The organism is Mesorhizobium dulcispinae, from assembly GCF_033977345.1.
GTDB classification, from domain to species: domain Bacteria; phylum Pseudomonadota; class Alphaproteobacteria; order Rhizobiales; family Rhizobiaceae; genus Mesorhizobium; species Mesorhizobium dulcispinae.
In genome coordinates this window covers 410,056-427,237 of record NZ_JAVIIY010000002.1, presented here as the reverse complement: position 1 = coordinate 427,237, position 17,182 = coordinate 410,056, and the positions used below count along the sequence as shown (strand labels likewise).

Below are 17,182 nucleotides of genomic sequence, written 5' to 3'. Positions count from 1 at the left end.
AAAAGGCCGCCCGGAGGCGGCCTTTCGAAGAGCTTGGATATCGTATCGCTTAGCGCTTCGAGAACTGGAAGCTGCGGCGGGCCTTCGCCTTGCCGTACTTCTTGCGCTCGACCACGCGGCTGTCGCGGGTCAGGAAGCCGCCCTTCTTGAGCACCGAGCGCAGCGCCGGCTCGTAGTAGGTCAGCGCCTTCGAGATGCCGTGACGAACGGCGCCCGCCTGGCCGGAGAGGCCACCGCCGATGACGGTGGCGACGATGTCGTACTGGCCGGCGCGGTTCGCCGCGACGATCGGCTGGTTGAGGATCATCTGCAGCACGGGACGCGCGAAATAGGTCGCGAATTCCTTGTCGTTGACGGTGATCTTGCCGGAGCCCGGCTTCACCCAGACGCGCGCGATAGCGTTCTTGCGCTTGCCGGTGGCATAGGCGCGGCCCGACTTGTCGAGCTTCTGGACGTGGACGGGCGCGGCCGGCTGCGCGGCGGTCGTGACAGTCCCGAGTTCTGCGAGCGAGGAAAGCTCAGCCATTACGAGGCCCTCTTGTTCTTGGAGTTCAGCTTGGCCACGTCGAGCGTGACGGGCTGCTGGGCGGCGTGCGGATGTTCAGCGCCTGCGTAGACGCGGAGATTCTTCATCTGGCGACGGCCAAGCGGACCGCGCGGGATCATGCGCTCGACGGCCTTCTCGACGACGCGCTCGGGGAAGCGGCCCTCGAGCAGCTGGCGCGCGGTGCGCTCCTTGATGCCGCCGGGGTGGCCGGTGTGCCAGTAGTAGACCTTGTCGGTGTACTTCTTGCCGGTGAACACCACCTTGTCGGCGTTGATGACGATGACGTTGTCGCCATCATCGACATGCGGGGTGAAGGTGGGCTTGTGCTTGCCGCGCAGATGATTGGCGATGACAGTGGCGAGGCGGCCGACGACGAGACCTTCGGCGTCGATCAGCACCCACTTCTTCACCACATCCGCAGGCTTCTGCGAAAAGGTAGCCATGGTTTTGCTCTCGGTTGGACCTTCCCCATCCGCGAAGGACAAGGAAAGCGTTTCTTGTTGCTTGGATTGACGGAGCGGCTAAAGCCATCCGTCAATAACAAAACGGCGGCCGTTGCGGGCCGCTGCTTCGGGTGGGCTTATAGGCGAGGGCGCTGCTTGCGTCAAGGCGAGTGAAATCTCTGCTGGCGACCAAAGTCAAGCAAAAACAATGGTTTGAGTATACGGTATTATTTTACCACAAAGGAAAGGCGCTCCGGCCGATGACCGGAACGCCTCCGATAGAACAGGCCGTCAGCTGGCTGCTTCGAGCGAGCGGCGAATCTCGGGCGCAAGCTGGTCCATTGCGGCTGCGAGCCAGCCGCAGAGCTCGTCCGGCGCGGTGTCATGGATCCACACCAGCCGGCTGCGCCCATTGTTTTCAGCAAAGACCTGCATGGAGGTGTTGTCATGCCTGACCTCTTCGCCTTCCCATGCCCAGACGATCCGGCGTGCCTGCTCGTCGCGGGCAATCAGCCTCTCATGCACGACCTTGCCGCCGGCAAAGGTCATCTGCCGCAAGTCGGGCTCGACCAGACGACAGTCCACGAAGATGTCCGGCGTCGTCAGTCGTGGTCCCTCGGCAAAGTTGCCAACGGTCCGCCAGACGCTTTCCGGCGATGCATCGACGATCATTTCCCTGATAACTGATCCCATCTTTGGCACCTCTTGTAGGGTAGACAAATCTGTCTACTAGACAAATCTGTCTGTAGGCCGGAAAAAGGGGTACGTCAAAGGATATTCGGGATGGCGGGCAACGCTGCTGACATCACTGACATCGGCCGGGAGAGCTCTGCGCGCAATCGCGTTCTGGATACGGCGACGAAGCTCTTCTATGCCGAGGGCGTGCACGCGGTCGGCATTGATCGGATCATCGCGGAGGCAGGCGTGGCGAAGGCCACGTTCTACAAATATTTTCCGGCCAAGGACGAACTCGTCCGCGCCTATGTCCAGAACCAAAGCCGGCTGGGGAGAGCCGCGATCGACGGCATCGGCAAGCGACCGGCGCGGGACGCCATCTTGGCTGTCTTCGACCTTGTCGCGGATGCAGCCGCTCAGCCAGGCTATCGCGGCTGCCCGTTTCTCAACGCCGCCGCCGAATATCCCGATCCGGGCCATCCTGTGAGGCAGGCGATAGGTGAGCACAGGCGCTGGAAGCACGAATTCCTACGCGGTCTGCTTGTCGCCGACGGCAACCCGGATCCGGAAACAATAGCCGATATCCTCACCGTTGCCGGCGACGGACTGCTGATCGCCAGCCACCTCGACAAGCCTGCGAACTTGCGTCACCTCATCCGCGAGACGGTCTTGCAGATCCTGGGACCGCCGGCGGACAAATAGTCGACGTCGGCAATTCGGCTAACGTTTCGGCCGCGAGGGAGCTTTGCTGTTTTTAGTGCTTGGCCTCGATTTCCTTGCGGGCGGCGCTCGAGAGAAATGCCGACCTCGTGATACCGCGCTCGCGTGCCGCGGCATCGATCGCGCGCAAGACGCCGCGTTCGAACGTCACGTTGGCTCTGACCACGGCACTGTCATTGTCGATCAGCGGTACCGAGACCAGATATGCTCCCTCGGCAAGGGCAGCACGGATTTCCGGGCGCGATACGATCGCCTCGTGGCTCGATGGCTCGGGGACAGGCATATCCTCGGCCCAAAGCTGCAGGGCTTCCACTGCATTCGGCACGATATCCGCTGCTGCATCCGCAGCCGAGAAGCAGCCGGGGATGTCGGGAAAGCGAACGCCAAACGCGCTGTCCGCATCCTTTTCGACCAGTGCGAAGTAACTCTTCATTTCGGCCTCCGCGCGCAATCTAGGTCGTCTTAATCCAGCCTGCCTGCTTGGCGATCGCGCGAGCGGTGCCGACTGGCAAGTCCTTCTCGGGATGCGGAACGACAAGCACAACAGCGCCTTTCCGGAATTTGTGATGTGAGCCCCGAACCGAAATCAATTCGAAGCCTTCATCCTTCAAGCGTTTTATGATGCGGCGGCTATCGCGCTCGATCAAAGATCACCTATGCGCATATATATACACATCCCATCGTGATATCAATTGTTAGGGTGAGGCTCGCTTCGGCGGGATCGAATAGGTGCCGGTCGCATGCGCCACGGTGTGCCTATCCGGCCCGGCGACGATGTCGATGTCGAACACCATCAGGCTTTTGCCGAGTTTCAGGATCCGGCAATGGCCGTCGATCGGCCCGGCCCCGGCCTTGCGGACAAAATTGATGTTGAGATTGGTGGTCACCGAAAGCGCGTCCGGCCCGGCGTGGCTGAGCACGCAGACATAGCCGCCGATATCGGCCAGCGTGAACAGCGACGGACCAGAAACCGTGCCGCCCGGACGCAGGTGCCGCTCGTCGGCATTGAGCCGCACCGTGCAGCCGCCCGGAAACACGTCCAGCGCCTCATAGGACGTGAACCGCTCGTTGAGCTGCGGATAGACGCTTGCCATCAGCGCGTTGACTTCGACCGCCGTGAGCAGCGGCTTCAGATTGCTTTGGGCTGGCATCGGCGGCTTCCTATATGAGTTGGCAAGTTCCAGGCACGCCTGGACCAAACGGTGCGACGGAGAAAACACGCCCTGCGGCTGTTCTTCAACCGGCAGCGTGTTAGTTCTGTTGCTCCATGAGCCGCGAGCGCTGACCCGGGAGGTTTTACAAGTGGCTGAAGTTGTCGCCATCAAGCCCGCCGTCGCCGACGGCCCCGTTCTCGCCGGCCGGGACAAGGGCGTTCTGCGCTTGACACTTGCCAGCCCGCCCGCCAACGCGCTCTCCCTGGCGACGATGGCCGCGCTGCAGGCGGAGTTCGATCGTGTGAAAGCCGACAAGTCCGTGCGCGTCATCGTCCTGGCGGCGTCCGGCAAGGTGTTTTGCGCCGGCCATGACCTCAAGGAAATGACCGCGCATCGCGCTGAACCGGACCGCGGCAGGGCCTTTTTCGAAAAGACATTCGCTGCCTGCGCAAATCTGATGCAGACGATCGTGCGCCACCCGAAGCCAGTGATCGCCGAGGTCGATGGCCTGGCGACCGCCGCCGGCCTGCAGCTCGTCGCAAGTTGCGATCTTGCCATTGCCTCGCATGAGGCGACCTTCTGCACACCAGGCGTCAACATCGGCTTGTTCTGCTCGACGCCGATGGTGGCGCTGTCACGCAACGTGTCGCGCAAGCAGGCGATGGAAATGCTGCTCACCGGCGAGACGATTGATGCGGCGACGGCCAAGGAATTCGGCCTCGTCAACCGGATCGTGCCGCGCGAATATCTGGCTCAGATTGTCAACAAATATGCGCAAACTATTGCTTCCAAATCGTCTTTGGTGGTCAAGACCGGCAAGGAAGCGTTCTACGCCCAGGCCGAGATGGGGCTGGCCGACGCCTATGCCTATACCGGCCGCGTGATGGTGGAAAACATGCTGGCGCGCGACGCCGAGGAAGGTATCGGTGCCTTCATCGGCAAGCGCAAGCCGGAATGGACCGACGAATAATTGGGCCCGGGAATGCATCGGCGCTTTTCCATCGTTGAGGGTCCCACTTGGCTACCCGTAAGCAATTGACGCGGCTGAAGGCGCCCTATCTCAGGCGCATCCTGCTCGAGCCGTCCCGGGTCGCGGATTGGGACCAGTACCCCTGGAACCTGCCGATCTTCCGGGATCGCGAATTCGAGTTCGAGTTCACTTCGGCCATCACCATCATCGTCGGCGAGAACGGCACCGGCAAATCGACGCTGCTCGAAGCCATAGGCGCGCTGGCCGGCTATGACGAGGCGGGCGGCGGCAAGGGTTACATGCCGGTCGATCATTCCATCGCTATCGATAAGAGCGGTGCATCGCTTGCCGGCACGCTACGCGGCCACTGGCTGCCGAAGGTCACCGCAGGCTGGTTCTTTCGTGCGGAGTCTTTCTATTCGGTCGCGCGCTACCTTGATAAGGTGGCGCTTGAGGATCCGTTCAAGCCGCCGCCACCTGATTTCCTGTCATGGTCGCATGGCGAAGGCTTCATCCGCTTCTTCGAGGAGCGCTGCCGCCGGCAAGGCATCTACATCCTCGACGAGCCCGAAAGCGCGCTTTCGCCGACGCGCCAGATAGAATTGTTGAAGCTGCTACAGCGCATGGAGCATTCCGGTACCGCGCAGGTGATCATGGCCACGCATTCGCCATTGCTGATGGCCTGCCCGAACGCGCGGCTCTTCCGCATCAGCCGCTTCGGCCTCGATCCGACCGATTTCCAAGACACCGATCATTTTCGCATGATGCGCGACTTCTGCAGCGATCCGGCTGCCTTTCTCGCCGAAGCGCTGTATGAGGACGAGCCATGAATCACGACGCTTACGACAACACCTACATCGCCGATATCCTGAACTCGGTGAAGACGATCGCCATGGTCGGCGCCTCGCCCAACGACGTGCGGCCGAGCTATTTCGTGCTGAAATATTTGCTCGCCAAGGGGTTTTCGGTGTTGCCGATCAATCCCGGTCATGCCGGCAAGCAGATCCTGGGGCAGACGGTCTATGCCAGCCTGGCCGATCTGCCGCATCCGGTCGACATGATCGACATTTTTCGCGGCTCGGCCGCTGTGCCGGGCATCATCGACCAGGTGCTGAAGCTCGATCCGCTGCCCAAGGTCGTCTGGATGCAGCTCGGCGTTCGCCATGACGAGGCAGCCGCCCGCGCCGAGGCCGCCGGCATCAAGGTGGTGATGAACCGCTGCCCCAAGATCGAATACGGCAAGCTGTCGGGCGAGATCGGCTGGACCGGCGTCAATTCCGGCGTGCTGTCGTCGAAGAAGCCCTTGATGCGCCAGGGCTTCCAGAGTTTTGGCGTGCGGCAGAAATAGGCCGATAACCAGCCGCGCAAAATTATTCCGGGAAGAGATGGATTTTTCCGGACGTTCGCCGCAGATCGCACGCCGAAAGGCATTTTCTACTTTGCATTCACGACCGCGCTTCGCCAAGAATGCCCGGCGATTTCGAAAGATCTGGAGAGGAAGGTTTCGATGACCCGTACGCCCGGTTTCAACACGCTCGCCGTCCATGCCGGCGCCAAGCCGGATCCCGCGACCGGCGCGCGCGCCACGCCGATCTACCAGACCACGTCTTATGTCTTCGATGACGCCGACCATGCCGCCTCGCTGTTCGGGCTGAAGGCCTTCGGCAACATCTACACCCGCATCATGAACCCGACCCAGGCGGTTCTGGAGGAACGCATCGCCGCCCTCGAGGGTGGCACCGCCGCGCTTGCCGTCGCTTCGGGCCACGCCGCGCAGGTCATCGTCTTCCACAATCTGATGCAGCCGGGTGACAATTTCGTATCTGCGACAAAGCTTTATGGCGGCTCGATCAACCAGTTCGGCCATGCCTTCAAGAATTTTGGCTGGGAGGTCCGCTGGGCCGATACCAACGACATCTCGACCTTCGAGAGCCAGATCGACGACAAGACCAAGGCGATCTTCATCGAGAGCCTCGCCAATCCGGGTGGCATCTTCGTCGACATCGAGAAGATCGGCGACATCGCCCGCAGGCACGCCCTGCCGCTGATTGTCGACAACACGCTGGCCTCGCCCTATCTGGTGCGGCCGATCGAGCACGGCGCCGACATCGTGGTGCATTCGCTGACCAAGTTCATCGGCGGCCACGGCAATTCGATCGGCGGCGCCATCGTCGATGGCGGCACCTTCGACTGGTCGAAGTCGGGAAAATATCCAATGCTGTCGGAGCCGCGCCCTGAATATGGGGGCCTCGTGCTGCACGAGACCTTCGGTAACTTCGCTTTCGCCATTGCCGCCCGCGTGCTCGGCCTGCGCGACATCGGCCCGGCGATCTCGCCCTTCAACGCCTTCCTGATCCTGACCGGCCTGGAAACGCTGCCGCTCAGGATGCAGCGCCATTGCGACAACGCGGTCAGCGTCGCGGCCTGGCTTTCGAACCATCCGAAAGTCGCGTGGGTGAACTATCCCGGACTGCCGAGCGATAAGAACAATGCGCTGCAGAAGAAATACTCGCCGCAGGGCGCAGGCGCCGTGTTCACCTTCGGCCTCAAGGGCGGCTACGAGGCCGGCGTGAAGTTCGTCGAGGCGCTGGAACTGTTCTCGCATCTGGCCAATGTCGGCGATACCAAATCGCTGGTCATCCACCCCGCATCGACCACGCACCGCCAGTTGTCCGACGAGCAGAAGGTCAAGGCCGGCGCCGGGCCGGACACCGTTCGGCTGTCGATCGGCATCGAGGATGTCAACGACATCGTCGCCGACCTTGAACAGGCGCTAGATAAGGTCTGATCCGATGTCGGCCTTCCTTGCCGTGAATATCGAAAGCGTCGAGCCGGAGGCCGGCGCGCCGGCCCCGGACCGCGTGATCTCCGGCGATCCGAAATTCCGCACCTGGAATGTCGAGGAGCGCGACGGCGGCCTTTATGCCGGCATCTGGGAAGCGACGCCGGGCAAATGGCGCATCGTCTACGACGAATGGGAGTTCTGCCACATCCTGTCAGGCGTTTCGGTGATCGCCGAGGACGGCGGCGAAGCACGCACCGTCAAGGCAGGCGACAGCTTCTTGCTGCGGCCAGGCTTCAAGGGCACTTGGGAAGTGCTCGAGACGACGCGGAAGGAATATGTGATCCGGCTTTAGATAGCGGGTTTCAGAGCAGGCGGTCCACATCGGCACCGCCAAACCCGAAGCCTGCCATCAGCGTTCGGTGCCAGGGACTCCCGAGCAGATCGCCCAGGCAACGATCCACTTGATCGCGAAGCGCGGCATTGCCCTTGGCCAGTGCGAAGGCGCCGGCGGCAGGCTGCCTCTCGGATGCCGGTACGTCGACAACGTCGAGCGACGCATCAGGCCGCCGGGCAATGTAGCCGCGATGCGCCATGGCGACGCTGGCATAGGCCTGGACCGTGCCCCTCGCCACGGCCTCCGCTGCCTCTGCCTGCGTCGCGAATATCCTGACCCGTTCGGGTGGAACGCCGTTCTGCAGCGCTGTTTGATGCTGAATCTGGTCCGAGATCACGGCCAGTATCGCTGAAGGATGCCGGGTGAAGGAGCGGTAGCCCCTCAATCCTAGCGGATTGTCCTTTGCGACCATCAGTCCGTCCGGCAACGACCAGATCGGTCGGGTAAAATCCACGAACTGTCTGCGCTCATCCGAGATGAACAGGCCGGTCGTCATGTCCCAGTGGCCGTTGGACAATCCGGGCAGAAGTTCGGCGAAATCTGTCTCGATCGGCGAGAAATCCTCCAGCTCGAGCACCTGGCAAATCTTCTCGGCGAGCTTTGCGTCGCAACCGCCGAGCTTGCCGGAATCATCTGTGAAGCAGAAGGGAGGTTCCTGCAGGAAGGCGAATCTCATTTCGTGTTGTCTTCACAAAGTCACCGCGAGCTTCTCCAGCCCGTGGAAGTGATATGTGTCGCGAAAGTGTGGCTCCTCTGCCAGACGAAGCTTCGGCAGACGCTCGAACAGCGCTTTCAGCGACACCTGCAGCTCAAGCCTCGCCAGCGGCGCGCCGATACAGAAATGGATGCCGGCGCCGAAGGAGACGTTCTTCTGGTCGGAGCGCGCCGGGTTGAATGTGGCCGGTCCGGCGAACGCCAGCGGGTCGTGATTGGCCATGCCGAGCAGCAGCGCGACCATCTCGCCGGGCTTGACCAAAATGCCCGGTGAAACTTCGATTTCCTCGTAGGCGTAGCGCAGGAACATATGCAGCGGCGCGTCGAAGCGCAGGCATTCCTCGACCGCTGCGACGCTTCTCTCAGGCGTTTCGAAGAAGCGGCGCGGATCGCCGCCTTGCCCCAGAATGGAGCGCACGGCATTGCCTGTCTGGTGCACGGTGGCTTCGTGGCCGGCGTTGAGCAAAAGGATCGCCGACGAGACCAGCTCGTCCTCGGAAAGCTTTTGACCGTTGTCCTGGGCTTCGATCAGAAGTGACAACAGGTCGTCGCCAGGCTTCTTGCGCCGCTCGCCGACATAGCCGCGCAGGAAAGCCGCGAAATCGCGCGCCGCGCGGTTCGCCGTCTCCTCGGTCTCGCGCGTGCGCCCATGCATGTACATGGCGACCATCTGATGCGACCAGTCGAGCAGTTGCGGCCCCATCTCGACCGGAACGACGAGCATCTCGGCGATGATGGTGATCGGCAAAGGCGAGGCGTAGGCGGGCAGAAGGTCGACGCCCCCCGGCTCGAAACGGTCGATCAGCTCATTGGCCAACACCTCGATGCGTGGCCTCAGCCGTTCGACCTGGCGCGAGACGAAGGCGCGATTGACCAGCGTCCGCAGCCTGGTGTGCACCGGCGGCTCGAGCTCCAGCATGGAATTCGCCTCGATCGCGTCGAAGGCGGTGAGGTGCGAGCGGTCGTCACCGATGTCGCGGCTGTCGGGAATGCCGGCCGGGTTCTGGCGGCCGAAGCGGCGGTCGCGCAGCAGGCGGCTGACGTCGTCGAAGCCGCCAAAACACCAGAAGCCGTAGTCTTCCCAGAAGAAGGCGTTCGATGTGCCGTGCAGGAAGGCATAGGCCTCATAGGGGTTCTGGACGAAGGCGGGCTCGTGCGGATCGAGCCGCAGGCGGCGGCTGGCGGGGTCGAAGGTGAGATAGTCTGGCATCATGTTCGACCAATAGCGCGCCTTGTCGGCCCGATGCCAGACCGTATCTTGGCGCCCGTCGAGCCGATGCGTTGAGCCAGGCAGGCAAACGGTGGCGTGTGAAGGGCTTCGGCGCCGCGCTCTAGTGTCCCGTCTTCAATATGCTTGCCACCTTGGCGGCGATCGCGGCGTCGAGCGCCTGCCAATTTCCGAGGAACTCGCGCGGGAAACGGTAAGTGAGGCTGAGATCGTCGCCGACCTGGATGTCGCGTTCGCAGGGCGCCAGCGATTCTTCGGCGCTCGGGCCGGCAAGGCAGCGGGCGACGAACGGGTCTTTTCCCGGCCGCTCGGCGACCGCCAGCACCTCATTGAGATAGCCTGACTTCTCGGTGAAGCCGTAGAGCGTCGTCCCGCCCGGCCCGGGCGTGCCCGGCTTGACGATCAGGGCGCTGTAGATCGGCGCGAAGCGGCCGCTCATGTCGCGCGACATCATCCGCGGCTCGAACGACAGGAAGATGATCTTCTTGGTCGAGGTGTGGTTGAAGTCGTCGCGTGCGGCGGCGCTGTAGCCGTCCATCTCGGGATAGCGCAGATAGAGGTCGAGGCGCGAGGCTATGCCGTCACGCCTGGCCTGGTCGAAGCGGATGAAGTTGGCCGGCACGGAGATCACGTTGTTGCCGATGACGACCTGTCGGACCGTCGTGTCGTCGGTATAGCCGGCCATGGCGATCGATCGGCCGAGCCATTTGCCGCCGACGCTGATGGCTACCGAGAGCAGGGCGAGCGCCGCGAAGGCGTAGAACACCCGCTTCATCAAGGTCGAGTCGACGACCTCGAACTCCGGGCTGGCGGCAGTTGCCTCTCTCATCGCGGTCCCCGATCCGCTCACCTGTCCTCAGGTGGCACAGCTCGCGCGGCATGGCTCTTGCAGCGCGTCGGCACGACTGTGCGGTCTCATGGTAAACGGTTGGTAAAGATGGATCCCATGTTGTTGCTCCCTCTCTATGCTTTTGCGGTCGGCCTGACGGCTTGCGGCCTCGCCGGCTCGGCCATGGAAATCCTCTCCGGCCGGCGACTGGCCTTCGCCGAGCCCTATGTGTCGCCTGCTCATATCGTGCGCTCGCTTGCGGCGACCGCCTGCGCCGGACCGTTCATGCTCGCCAATGATGCGCTGGCTGCCCGGCGCGAGGGGCGCATCGGCACGCTGGCGCTGCTTTCGTGCGGCTGCACGGCCGTGGCCTGGGCGCTGGCGCTCGGCGTTGTGCTGATCACCATTGCCTCATGGGCAACGGGTCTTTAGGTCTTTGATTTTGAGCATGTATTTGTCCCGAAACCGCTGCACACTTTCGGGAGAACTGCTTTAGGCTCTGCCGAATTCTCGGCTTGAGACGAATCGGAGACGAAAAAATGCCGATCTATGCGATCGATGGGAAAGCGCCTCAATTCGAGGATGCCGAAACCAACTGGGTGGCGCCCGACGCCACGCTGATCGGTGATATCCGTATAGGCCGCAATGCCGGCTTCTGGTTCGGCGTCGTCATCCGCGGCGACGGTGAGCCGATCACGATCGGCGCCGACACCAATGTGCAGGAACATACGGTCATGCACACCGATCCGGGCTATCCGCTTACCATCGGCCAGGGCTGCACCATCGGTCATCGCGCGCTGCTGCACGGCTGCACGGTCGGCGACAACAGCCTGATCGGCATGGGCGCCGTCGTGCTCAACGGGGCGAAGATCGGCAGGAATTCGCTGGTCGGCGCCGGCGCGCTGGTGACGGAAAACAAGGTCTTCCCGGACAACTCCCTGATCGTCGGCTCACCCGCCAAGGTGATACGGGCGCTGGACGACGCGGCGATCGAGAGGCTGCGCGTCTCGGCCGCGCACTATGTCGCCAATGCCAAACGCTTCAAAGCCGGATTGAAGAACGCCTGAGAGCCGGCGTTACGCGCCACGGCCTGCCGCCGGCTTAACCGCGCCGGGACAGTGCCTCGCGCAGCAGCGAAGCTCCCGCTTCGAAACCGGCTTGGTCCGCGCCTTCGAGGGCGGTCTCACAGTCATCGATGCGCGTCCTGAGCGACGGATCCGCACCCGACGCCAGCAGCAGGCGGATCGCCTCGGCATCGCGCTGAGCCACAGCATAATGCAGAGGCGTCCAGTCGTTCACGCCGCGCATATTCGGATCTGCGCTATGTTCGATCAGGGTCCGGACGATCTCCAGCCTGTCCGGCCGCTCGGTGGACAGCGCGGCGATGATCGAAGGAAAGCCGGCGTGGTCCTCGTAGTTCGGGTTCGAGCCGGCATCGAGCAGCGTGGTGATGAAGGCGGCTGGACTCCAATAGATCGCGTATTCCAGCGGATGGCCAAGGCCGAGCTCGAACGGCATTTTCTCGTCGAACCAGCGCGCCGAGCCGCCGAGCGCCTTGCCAAGCGCCTCGAAGTCGCCCGCCTTGAAGGCGTCGTCTATGGCCTTGAACAGCTTGGCGCGCCCACAGCGGTCGTTGGGGATTTCCAGCATCGCCTTCCATCCGAAATGAACGGCCATATTGCTCCCATTCGTCGCGATCGGGGAAGGCCAGCCGGACTACGGCGGAGTCGCCGATGGGCATGGCCAGAAAAGGCGGAGCCGGCCCGGGGACAGGGCCGGCTCCTAAAACCCGGTCGTTGGGGACGGGGAGGGTGGGGACTCGACCGGGCTTTTCCCTAAGCACGCCGCGCGAACGCGACGTGCTCAATTTCTTTGTGCATGTCCCAACACCGCTGCGCGCTGTTGGGCGACATGCGACCGGCGTCCTAGCGGACGCTGGCGACGGCGTCCTCGCGGCCGTCGTTGATCGAAACCCAAACGCCTGAATTCTCGGTCGATTGACGTTTGAGGTAGGTGTAGACCGTGTCGTTCCAGGCGAGCACTTTCGGCTCGAGATTGTCGAGGATGAATTCGCCGAGGCTGGTGCGCACCGTCAGCACCGCATGCCCGTCGCCGTTCGGCTGGCGCACGACCGTCATCAAGAGGTCGCCGGCGGGGACACCGGCGGCCATCAGTTCGCGGCGCTTTTCCAGCGCATAGTCCTCGCAGTCGCCAACGCCATTGTCGGGATAGGCCCAGTATTCCTCGACCCCGTAGATCTCCATGTCGGTGCGCGGCTTGACGCGGGTGTTGACCGAATTGTTGACGCTGATCATCGTCGCCCACAGCCTGCGCGTCAGCTCGACCGGGGACCCTTTCGCCGTCCTCTCGTTGCATTCGACCGGAATACGCTGACAGAATTCATAGTGGCCGACCGGCTGGGTGGTGCGACCACCCGTGTGCATGAACACCGGTCCAGCGCTTGCCGTCCCCCAGGCGGAAAGCTGCATCGCCATTGCCAAGAGCAACAGCTTGCCCCTCATCATTTTCATTATGGTAGTCTCCCCGTTTGAGAGAGACTGTGCCACGTTGGGATTTATTTGACGCAAAAACCCGAAGTAGATATTGAGTAAAACGCCCGTAGAATAAATATAAAATTTGAACTATCTCGATTTCGGATTGTTGAGGTTTTGCCCGGCGTCGCCGGTTCTATCGAGACGTTCTCGGCATGCCGCGCGGTTGCGAAAACGCGCCGATCCGGCCAACAAAAAACCGGCCATCGGTGGCCGGTTTGCTGCGTCTTTGAGTTATGCGGCGATCAGGATCGCGGCGCGTTGAATTCCGAATCCAATGTCTCCGGTCGCTGGATGACGGCGAATTCGATGGCGACGCCGTCCTCGAAGTGTCGCACCACCTGGCCGCGCATCGTCCCCAGCATGACCTGCACGCCGATCGCCGGCTTGACGTCTATCTCGATCGCCGCGCCCGAGAGCGACAAGTCGATGATGCGGCACTGATACTGGCGCCCGTCGGTGAGCTGCAGCACGCTCATCGGATTGCGCGGCGCGACGCGTTCGTGGCGTCGGTCTTCAGGCAGGTCGAGCTCATGCTTGTTGGCAAGCCAGGTGAGCTGGGCGGCGAGCTTGTCCTTCTTGCGGTCCGAAGCAATGACGGTCATGGCGAAACCGTCCTGCGAGGTGCGTGTCACGACGCCCTCGATGCGCCCGATGTGGTCGATATAGGCAATGACCTTTTCGCCCGGCATGCCGACGCGATCCGTGCGCAAGGCGACATTGCCTGGCGACATGTCGATCACCTGGCATGCATGCTCTGTGCGGTCCTCCAGCATGAAGCGTCCGTAGATTTTCACCCGGACACGCTGAAAATTGCGCCGCTCCACACGGGACGGCGCGTAGTCTGCCGCCGCTGACCTCATGACTGCCTACACCCCGTTGGCATTCCGCGCGACGATGCGAGGAATTTCACCGGAAAAAGCTACAGCAAAGCAGGTTAACAAAGGGGAAAAAGCCGGCATCAAAAGGCCGGGGGATCGGACGCTCGCGCAAGGCAGAAGCGGGGTTTGATCAGGGTTAAATTAGCCCGCGATCCGCCTTACTCGTTTCGCCCGCCGTCGAAGACGACGAGATGCCGGATCCGGCGCGCGCGGCCGAGCGCCGAAATGGTCTCAGGCGCGTCGAATTCCGTCGGCACGAGCGACGGAACATCGATCGCGGGCCGGTTTTTCAGGAACATCGGCTCCTTCTCGGGATCGATGACCCGGATCGCGTCGATCAGCGCATCGGCGAGCGGGTCGGCACCCAGCCAGAACGGTCTATCCGCGGCACTGACGATGCCGAGGCAGCGAGGGTTCTCGACGCCGCCGTCGAGCGGCAGCGCAAGCAGCTCGAACTTGTTGGAGCGGCCGTTTCGGCTGAATCCTTCATAGGTCAGAAGCAGCACCGATTTCTGGTCGAAGACGCCGTGGATGAGCCGCGACATAAGCCGCTGGTCCCTCTCGCGCCAGAGCGAGGGGAAGGAGAACCCCTTGAGCTCGCGGCCGTAATAGGCGCAAAGCCTGGTGCCGGCCAGCCGGAATACGGCTTCGCCCCGTGTGTCGCGCTCCAGGATGAACGTGTCCGCCAAGAGCGACTTGATGTCCGCCGGCTCCACTTCCGAACGTTTCGGGGCAGGGCGGCCATCACGCAGTTGGTTCCAATATTGGAACAGCGTGATTGATCCGTTCTGATTCATTTCCATTCCGCTCCGGCAATCTGCCTTTTTTCTGTCCCATCGGCGAACAGACAGGGTGCCCTCCGATGACCTTCATGCGGTGCGGAGCAGGATGCGTGCCAGTATCGTTAACGTTTGTTCACGCCTCGGGGCCGTTAAGGTTAAGAATTGGTTTACGTTGCGCGTCGGCGAGGCCTGTGGCACACCAAAAACCACTCCAAAACGGTCGTTTCGCAACGATCGGCAGCACTTCAGTCAAGAGTTTACGGGGAATAGGGGACTCGACCGGCCGTTCAGGGGAAGCCCTGAACGGCTTCTTTTTGATTCGCGCTCCCTGTCGATTCGGCCCCCTATTCGATTCAGCCTGGGGCGATTCGCGGTTTGTGATTCGATCGGGCGTGAACTACATGCTCGGCCGAAAATCGAGTCTTCCAGCCAGCAGCAAGAGGCGCATGAGCGAACCGGTAAGCCCGACTGAACCTGAACCGCGGCCCGACGAAGAGGCGCCGAAGCCACGCCGCGAGCCGGTGTTCAACCTGCCGCCGGCGGTGCTGGCGGTGATCGCAATTTGCGCGATCGTCTTCCTGCTGCAGCAATATGCGCTGAACGACGATCAGCAAATGACGCTGCTCTATGACGGCGCCTTCATTCCGGTGCTCTATACCGGGCAGTACGGCTTCGACTGGTTCCTGTTCACGCGCCCCTTCACCTATGCCTTCATGCATGGGACCTTTGCCCATATCGCCATCAACATGGTCTGGCTTGCCGCTTTCGGCTCACCGCTGGCCAATCGTTTCGGCGCGACCCGGTTTGCGGTGTTCTACGCCGTGACCGGGCTGGCTTCGGTCGCGCTGTTCTGGGCAATGCACCCTTATGGCGAGATGCCGCTGGTCGGTGCTTCGGGCGCGATCTCGGGAATGATGGGAGCGGCGGCGCGCTACGGTTTCCGCATCGACCGTTCGTCCGGCCGTGCGGCCTTCGCCGGCGAGCCGTTACCGATCGCAATCGTGCTGCGTTCGCGCGGCGTCATGACCTTTCTCGGCGTCTGGATGGTGATCAACCTCGCCACCGGTCTGCTCGGCTTCGCGCCGGGTATCGACGGACAGATCGCCTGGGAAGCCCATATCGGCGGCTTTGTCGCCGGCTTCTTCGGCCTGCGCTTTTTCGACCGCCCCATGCCGGCTGAATAGCCCGCATCATACTTGAAATGCAACCAATCACGGCGCACGATGTTGCCATGCATGTCGCCCAAAAGTGCGAAGCGGTTTTGGGAGAGCGACATGCATCAAAACAAAGCCTTAAAGCGCGCTGCGGCACGCTTTAAGCACCCAGCGTCTTCCTAAGGGCGCTGGGGCCGGAAAGCCGGTCGGGCAGGAGCCGGCGAGCAAGGCTGAGGAGGACGCCATGACGGTTAAGGCAATTCTTGAAAGCAAGGGCCATGACGTGTTCACGCTCGGGCCTAATGAAAAGCTGAGCGAGGCCATCCGGATCCTGACCGAGCATCGGATCGGTGCGCTGGTCATCACCAATGGCGACCGCAAGATCGTCGGCATACTTTCCGAGCGCGACATCGTGCGGGTGATTGCCAGGGAGGGCGCGGCCGCGCTCGACATACCGGTCCGTTCGGCCATGACGCCCAAGGTCAAGATCTGCAACGAGAACCATACGGTCAACGAGGTCATGGAGATCATGACCAAAGGCCGCTTCCGCCACCTGCCGGTGGAGAAGGACGGCATGCTCGACGGGATCGTCTCCATCGGCGACGTGGTCAAGCGCCGCATCGAGGATGTCGAGCGCGAGGCCGAGGAGATCCGGGCCTATATCGCCACTGCTTGAGGCGAGGATGGTGCCGCCGGCCGTTAGAGCAATTCCAGGAAAAGTGCGCAGCGGTTTTCCGTCGGGAATTGCGTGGGAAAAAACAGCTGGAGCGGGGCAGCATAGCTGCAATGCTGTCCCGCTCCGGCGGCCGGCGGACTTCAGCGGCGTCTACCGATTGTCCAACTCGGCGCGGACGAGTTCCAGCCCGCGCCTCGTGATGCGATACGGTCCGCCCCCTGACGACGAAACCGCCTTCTTCCGTTTTAGTTTCCGAAACAGATCGAGATCGACGCCCGGATAACGCCAACCGTCACGGGTCAAGCATTGGACCGAAGCGATCTTCTTCTCGTCTTTTCTATTTCGATGCGCCCGCCTTGCGCGAGCAGGTGCAGGATGCGCTGTTCCCCACAGCGCCGCGCGTCCTCTTGGACGCGCAAAAGGACGCTGTGGCACTTTAGTTTGGCGCATGATCCTTTCCGAAAATCGATTCCGATTTTCGGGGTCATGCGCTGCGCGAAATGTCCATTGTGTAGAATTCCCGGGAAAACAAAAAAGCCGCCGCCGCAAGAGTTTGCGGCACGGGGTTTCGGGTTTTCTGCCCTGCCTCGCTACGAGGTCAGGGCCTTACCGGGACTGAGCGTAAGTGGACATCCACTCTCCATTGGGATGGATGACCTATAGGCGAAGGTGGCGGAA

At 62.2% G+C, this 17,182-nt stretch carries 23 protein-coding genes and 1 pseudogene; 10 read left to right on the top strand and 14 right to left on the bottom strand.

Going from position 1 to position 17,182, the window contains the following annotated elements; all coding sequences use genetic code 11:
- Positions 1-49: 49 nt before the first annotated feature.
- The 3 genes from rpsI to RFN30_RS06820 form a co-directional block, all read right to left on the bottom strand.
- Positions 50-526 carry a 30S ribosomal protein S9 gene (rpsI, locus tag RFN30_RS06830; RefSeq protein ID WP_320261341.1) on the bottom strand — a complete coding sequence of 159 codons (477 nt, stop codon included), beginning with the start codon at positions 524-526 and terminating at the stop codon, positions 50-52.
- A complete protein-coding gene (gene rplM, locus RFN30_RS06825) occupies positions 526-990 on the bottom strand; it encodes a 50S ribosomal protein L13 (RefSeq protein WP_059184834.1) in 465 nt (154 codons plus the stop codon). The genes rpsI and rplM overlap by 1 nt, the downstream gene beginning before the upstream one ends.
- 291 nt (positions 991-1,281) lie before the next feature.
- Positions 1,282-1,683, bottom strand: coding sequence for an SRPBCC family protein (locus RFN30_RS06820; RefSeq protein ID WP_320261340.1), 402 nt, complete (start codon positions 1,681-1,683; stop codon positions 1,282-1,284).
- A 90-nt stretch (positions 1,684-1,773) separates the two neighbouring features.
- Here RFN30_RS06820 and RFN30_RS06815 point away from each other — a divergent pair, with 90 nt between their 5' ends.
- Entirely contained in the window at positions 1,774-2,367 is a 594-nt protein-coding gene (locus RFN30_RS06815) for a TetR/AcrR family transcriptional regulator (protein WP_320261339.1), read from the top strand.
- Between the two features lie 52 nt (positions 2,368-2,419).
- Here RFN30_RS06815 and RFN30_RS06810 read toward each other — a convergent pair whose 3' ends face one another.
- Genes RFN30_RS06810 through RFN30_RS06800 form a run of 3 tightly spaced genes read right to left on the bottom strand, consistent with a single transcriptional unit; the run spans position 2,420 to position 3,536 of the window.
- Positions 2,420-2,818: a type II toxin-antitoxin system HicB family antitoxin gene (locus tag RFN30_RS06810; protein ID WP_320261550.1), complete on the bottom strand. Its 399-nt coding sequence runs from the start codon at positions 2,816-2,818 to the stop codon at positions 2,420-2,422.
- Between the two features lie 19 nt (positions 2,819-2,837).
- On the bottom strand, positions 2,838-3,029 hold the full coding sequence (locus tag RFN30_RS06805) for a type II toxin-antitoxin system HicA family toxin (protein ID WP_320261549.1): 192 nt from the start codon (positions 3,027-3,029) through the stop codon (positions 2,838-2,840).
- Between the two features lie 51 nt (positions 3,030-3,080).
- Positions 3,081-3,536, bottom strand: coding sequence for a PaaI family thioesterase (locus RFN30_RS06800; RefSeq protein ID WP_320261338.1), 456 nt, complete (start codon positions 3,534-3,536; stop codon positions 3,081-3,083).
- Between the two features lie 151 nt (positions 3,537-3,687).
- Here RFN30_RS06800 and RFN30_RS06795 point away from each other — a divergent pair, with 151 nt between their 5' ends.
- The 5 genes from RFN30_RS06795 (at position 3,688) to RFN30_RS06775 (ending at position 7,646) form a co-directional block, all read left to right on the top strand.
- Positions 3,688-4,509, top strand: coding sequence for an enoyl-CoA hydratase (locus tag RFN30_RS06795; RefSeq protein ID WP_320261337.1), 822 nt, complete (start codon positions 3,688-3,690; stop codon positions 4,507-4,509).
- A 47-nt stretch (positions 4,510-4,556) separates the two neighbouring features.
- Positions 4,557-5,339: an AAA family ATPase gene (locus tag RFN30_RS06790; RefSeq protein ID WP_320261336.1), complete on the top strand. Its 783-nt coding sequence runs from the start codon at positions 4,557-4,559 to the stop codon at positions 5,337-5,339.
- Entirely contained in the window at positions 5,336-5,857 is a 522-nt protein-coding gene (locus RFN30_RS06785; RefSeq protein ID WP_320261335.1) for a CoA-binding protein, read from the top strand. The genes RFN30_RS06790 and RFN30_RS06785 overlap by 4 nt, the downstream gene beginning before the upstream one ends.
- Before the next feature lie 159 nt (positions 5,858-6,016).
- A complete protein-coding gene (locus tag RFN30_RS06780; RefSeq protein WP_320261334.1) occupies positions 6,017-7,297 on the top strand; it encodes an O-acetylhomoserine aminocarboxypropyltransferase in 1,281 nt (426 codons plus the stop codon).
- A 4-nt stretch (positions 7,298-7,301) separates the two neighbouring features.
- Positions 7,302-7,646 (top strand): cupin domain-containing protein, encoded by a 345-nt coding sequence (locus RFN30_RS06775; RefSeq protein WP_320261333.1) that lies wholly within the window; start codon positions 7,302-7,304, stop codon positions 7,644-7,646.
- A 10-nt stretch (positions 7,647-7,656) separates the two neighbouring features.
- Here the strand turns inward: RFN30_RS06775 and RFN30_RS06770 are convergent, their stop codons facing one another.
- From RFN30_RS06770 to RFN30_RS06760, 3 genes are all read right to left on the bottom strand, one after another.
- A complete protein-coding gene (locus RFN30_RS06770) occupies positions 7,657-8,364 on the bottom strand; it encodes a transporter substrate-binding domain-containing protein (protein WP_320261332.1) in 708 nt (235 codons plus the stop codon).
- A gap of 12 nt (positions 8,365-8,376) precedes the next feature.
- A complete protein-coding gene (locus tag RFN30_RS06765) occupies positions 8,377-9,615 on the bottom strand; it encodes a cytochrome P450 (RefSeq protein WP_320261331.1) in 1,239 nt (412 codons plus the stop codon).
- 118 nt (positions 9,616-9,733) lie between these two features.
- Positions 9,734-10,459: a hypothetical protein gene (locus RFN30_RS06760; RefSeq protein ID WP_320261330.1), complete on the bottom strand. Its 726-nt coding sequence runs from the start codon at positions 10,457-10,459 to the stop codon at positions 9,734-9,736.
- 117 nt (positions 10,460-10,576) lie between these two features.
- Here RFN30_RS06760 and RFN30_RS06755 point away from each other — a divergent pair, with 117 nt between their 5' ends.
- Together RFN30_RS06755 and RFN30_RS06750 are read left to right on the top strand one after the other, a co-directional pair.
- On the top strand, positions 10,577-10,891 hold the full coding sequence (locus tag RFN30_RS06755) for a DUF6949 family protein (protein ID WP_430698708.1): 315 nt from the start codon (positions 10,577-10,579) through the stop codon (positions 10,889-10,891).
- Between the two features lie 107 nt (positions 10,892-10,998).
- Positions 10,999-11,526, top strand: coding sequence for a gamma carbonic anhydrase family protein (locus tag RFN30_RS06750; RefSeq protein ID WP_320261328.1), 528 nt, complete (start codon positions 10,999-11,001; stop codon positions 11,524-11,526).
- 34 nt (positions 11,527-11,560) lie between these two features.
- Here the strand turns inward: RFN30_RS06750 and RFN30_RS06745 are convergent, their stop codons facing one another.
- The 4 genes from RFN30_RS06745 to RFN30_RS06730 form a co-directional block, all read right to left on the bottom strand.
- Entirely contained in the window at positions 11,561-12,136 is a 576-nt protein-coding gene (locus RFN30_RS06745; RefSeq protein ID WP_320261327.1) for an ankyrin repeat domain-containing protein, read from the bottom strand.
- 248 nt (positions 12,137-12,384) lie between these two features.
- Complete coding sequence (locus RFN30_RS06740) at positions 12,385-12,990, bottom strand: transglutaminase-like cysteine peptidase (protein WP_320261326.1); 606 nt, start codon at positions 12,988-12,990, stop codon at positions 12,385-12,387.
- 266 nt (positions 12,991-13,256) lie between these two features.
- Positions 13,257-13,874, bottom strand: coding sequence for a PilZ domain-containing protein (locus RFN30_RS06735; RefSeq protein WP_320261325.1), 618 nt, complete (start codon positions 13,872-13,874; stop codon positions 13,257-13,259).
- A 176-nt stretch (positions 13,875-14,050) separates the two neighbouring features.
- The gene (locus RFN30_RS06730; RefSeq protein ID WP_320261324.1) at positions 14,051-14,689 is read right to left on the bottom strand and encodes a PAS domain-containing protein; all 639 of its coding nucleotides are present in this window, start codon (positions 14,687-14,689) and stop codon (positions 14,051-14,053) included.
- A 431-nt stretch (positions 14,690-15,120) separates the two neighbouring features.
- On the opposite strand from RFN30_RS06730, the gene RFN30_RS06725 reads away from it, so the two are divergent.
- Both RFN30_RS06725 and RFN30_RS06720 read left to right on the top strand, forming a co-directional pair.
- Entirely contained in the window at positions 15,121-15,858 is a 738-nt protein-coding gene (locus RFN30_RS06725) for a rhomboid family intramembrane serine protease (protein ID WP_320261323.1), read from the top strand.
- Between the two features lie 214 nt (positions 15,859-16,072).
- Positions 16,073-16,504: a CBS domain-containing protein gene (locus tag RFN30_RS06720; protein WP_320261322.1), complete on the top strand. Its 432-nt coding sequence runs from the start codon at positions 16,073-16,075 to the stop codon at positions 16,502-16,504.
- Positions 16,505-16,654: 150 nt separating this feature from the next.
- On the opposite strand, the pseudogene RFN30_RS06715 reads toward RFN30_RS06720, so the two are convergent.
- A pseudogene (locus tag RFN30_RS06715) lies at positions 16,655-16,923 on the bottom strand (YjhX family toxin).
- Positions 16,924-17,182: the final 259 nt, after the last annotated feature.

Coding starts and splice junctions, on each gene's coding strand:
- RFN30_RS06740 (WP_320261326.1), bottom strand. CDS start 12,990: ATGAAAATGATGAGGGGCAAGCTGTTGCTCTTGGCAATGGCGATGCAG.
- RFN30_RS06815 (WP_320261339.1), top strand. CDS start 1,774: ATGGCGGGCAACGCTGCTGACATCACTGACATCGGCCGGGAGAGCTCT.
- RFN30_RS06755 (WP_430698708.1), top strand. CDS start 10,577: ATGTTGTTGCTCCCTCTCTATGCTTTTGCGGTCGGCCTGACGGCTTGC.
- RFN30_RS06745 (WP_320261327.1), bottom strand. CDS start 12,136: ATGGCCGTTCATTTCGGATGGAAGGCGATGCTGGAAATCCCCAACGAC.
- RFN30_RS06760 (WP_320261330.1), bottom strand. CDS start 10,459: ATGAGAGAGGCAACTGCCGCCAGCCCGGAGTTCGAGGTCGTCGACTCG.
- RFN30_RS06730 (WP_320261324.1), bottom strand. CDS start 14,689: ATGAATCAGAACGGATCAATCACGCTGTTCCAATATTGGAACCAACTG.
- RFN30_RS06785 (WP_320261335.1), top strand. CDS start 5,336: ATGAATCACGACGCTTACGACAACACCTACATCGCCGATATCCTGAAC.
- RFN30_RS06770 (WP_320261332.1), bottom strand. CDS start 8,364: ATGAGATTCGCCTTCCTGCAGGAACCTCCCTTCTGCTTCACAGATGAT.
- RFN30_RS06820 (WP_320261340.1), bottom strand. CDS start 1,683: ATGGGATCAGTTATCAGGGAAATGATCGTCGATGCATCGCCGGAAAGC.
- RFN30_RS06810 (WP_320261550.1), bottom strand. CDS start 2,818: ATGAAGAGTTACTTCGCACTGGTCGAAAAGGATGCGGACAGCGCGTTT.
- RFN30_RS06750 (WP_320261328.1), top strand. CDS start 10,999: ATGCCGATCTATGCGATCGATGGGAAAGCGCCTCAATTCGAGGATGCC.
- rpsI (WP_320261341.1), bottom strand. CDS start 526: ATGGCTGAGCTTTCCTCGCTCGCAGAACTCGGGACTGTCACGACCGCC.
- RFN30_RS06720 (WP_320261322.1), top strand. CDS start 16,073: ATGACGGTTAAGGCAATTCTTGAAAGCAAGGGCCATGACGTGTTCACG.
- RFN30_RS06735 (WP_320261325.1), bottom strand. CDS start 13,874: ATGAGGTCAGCGGCGGCAGACTACGCGCCGTCCCGTGTGGAGCGGCGC.
- RFN30_RS06765 (WP_320261331.1), bottom strand. CDS start 9,615: ATGATGCCAGACTATCTCACCTTCGACCCCGCCAGCCGCCGCCTGCGG.
- RFN30_RS06725 (WP_320261323.1), top strand. CDS start 15,121: ATGAGCGAACCGGTAAGCCCGACTGAACCTGAACCGCGGCCCGACGAA.
- RFN30_RS06775 (WP_320261333.1), top strand. CDS start 7,302: ATGTCGGCCTTCCTTGCCGTGAATATCGAAAGCGTCGAGCCGGAGGCC.
- RFN30_RS06800 (WP_320261338.1), bottom strand. CDS start 3,536: ATGCCAGCCCAAAGCAATCTGAAGCCGCTGCTCACGGCGGTCGAAGTC.
- RFN30_RS06780 (WP_320261334.1), top strand. CDS start 6,017: ATGACCCGTACGCCCGGTTTCAACACGCTCGCCGTCCATGCCGGCGCC.
- rplM (WP_059184834.1), bottom strand. CDS start 990: ATGGCTACCTTTTCGCAGAAGCCTGCGGATGTGGTGAAGAAGTGGGTG.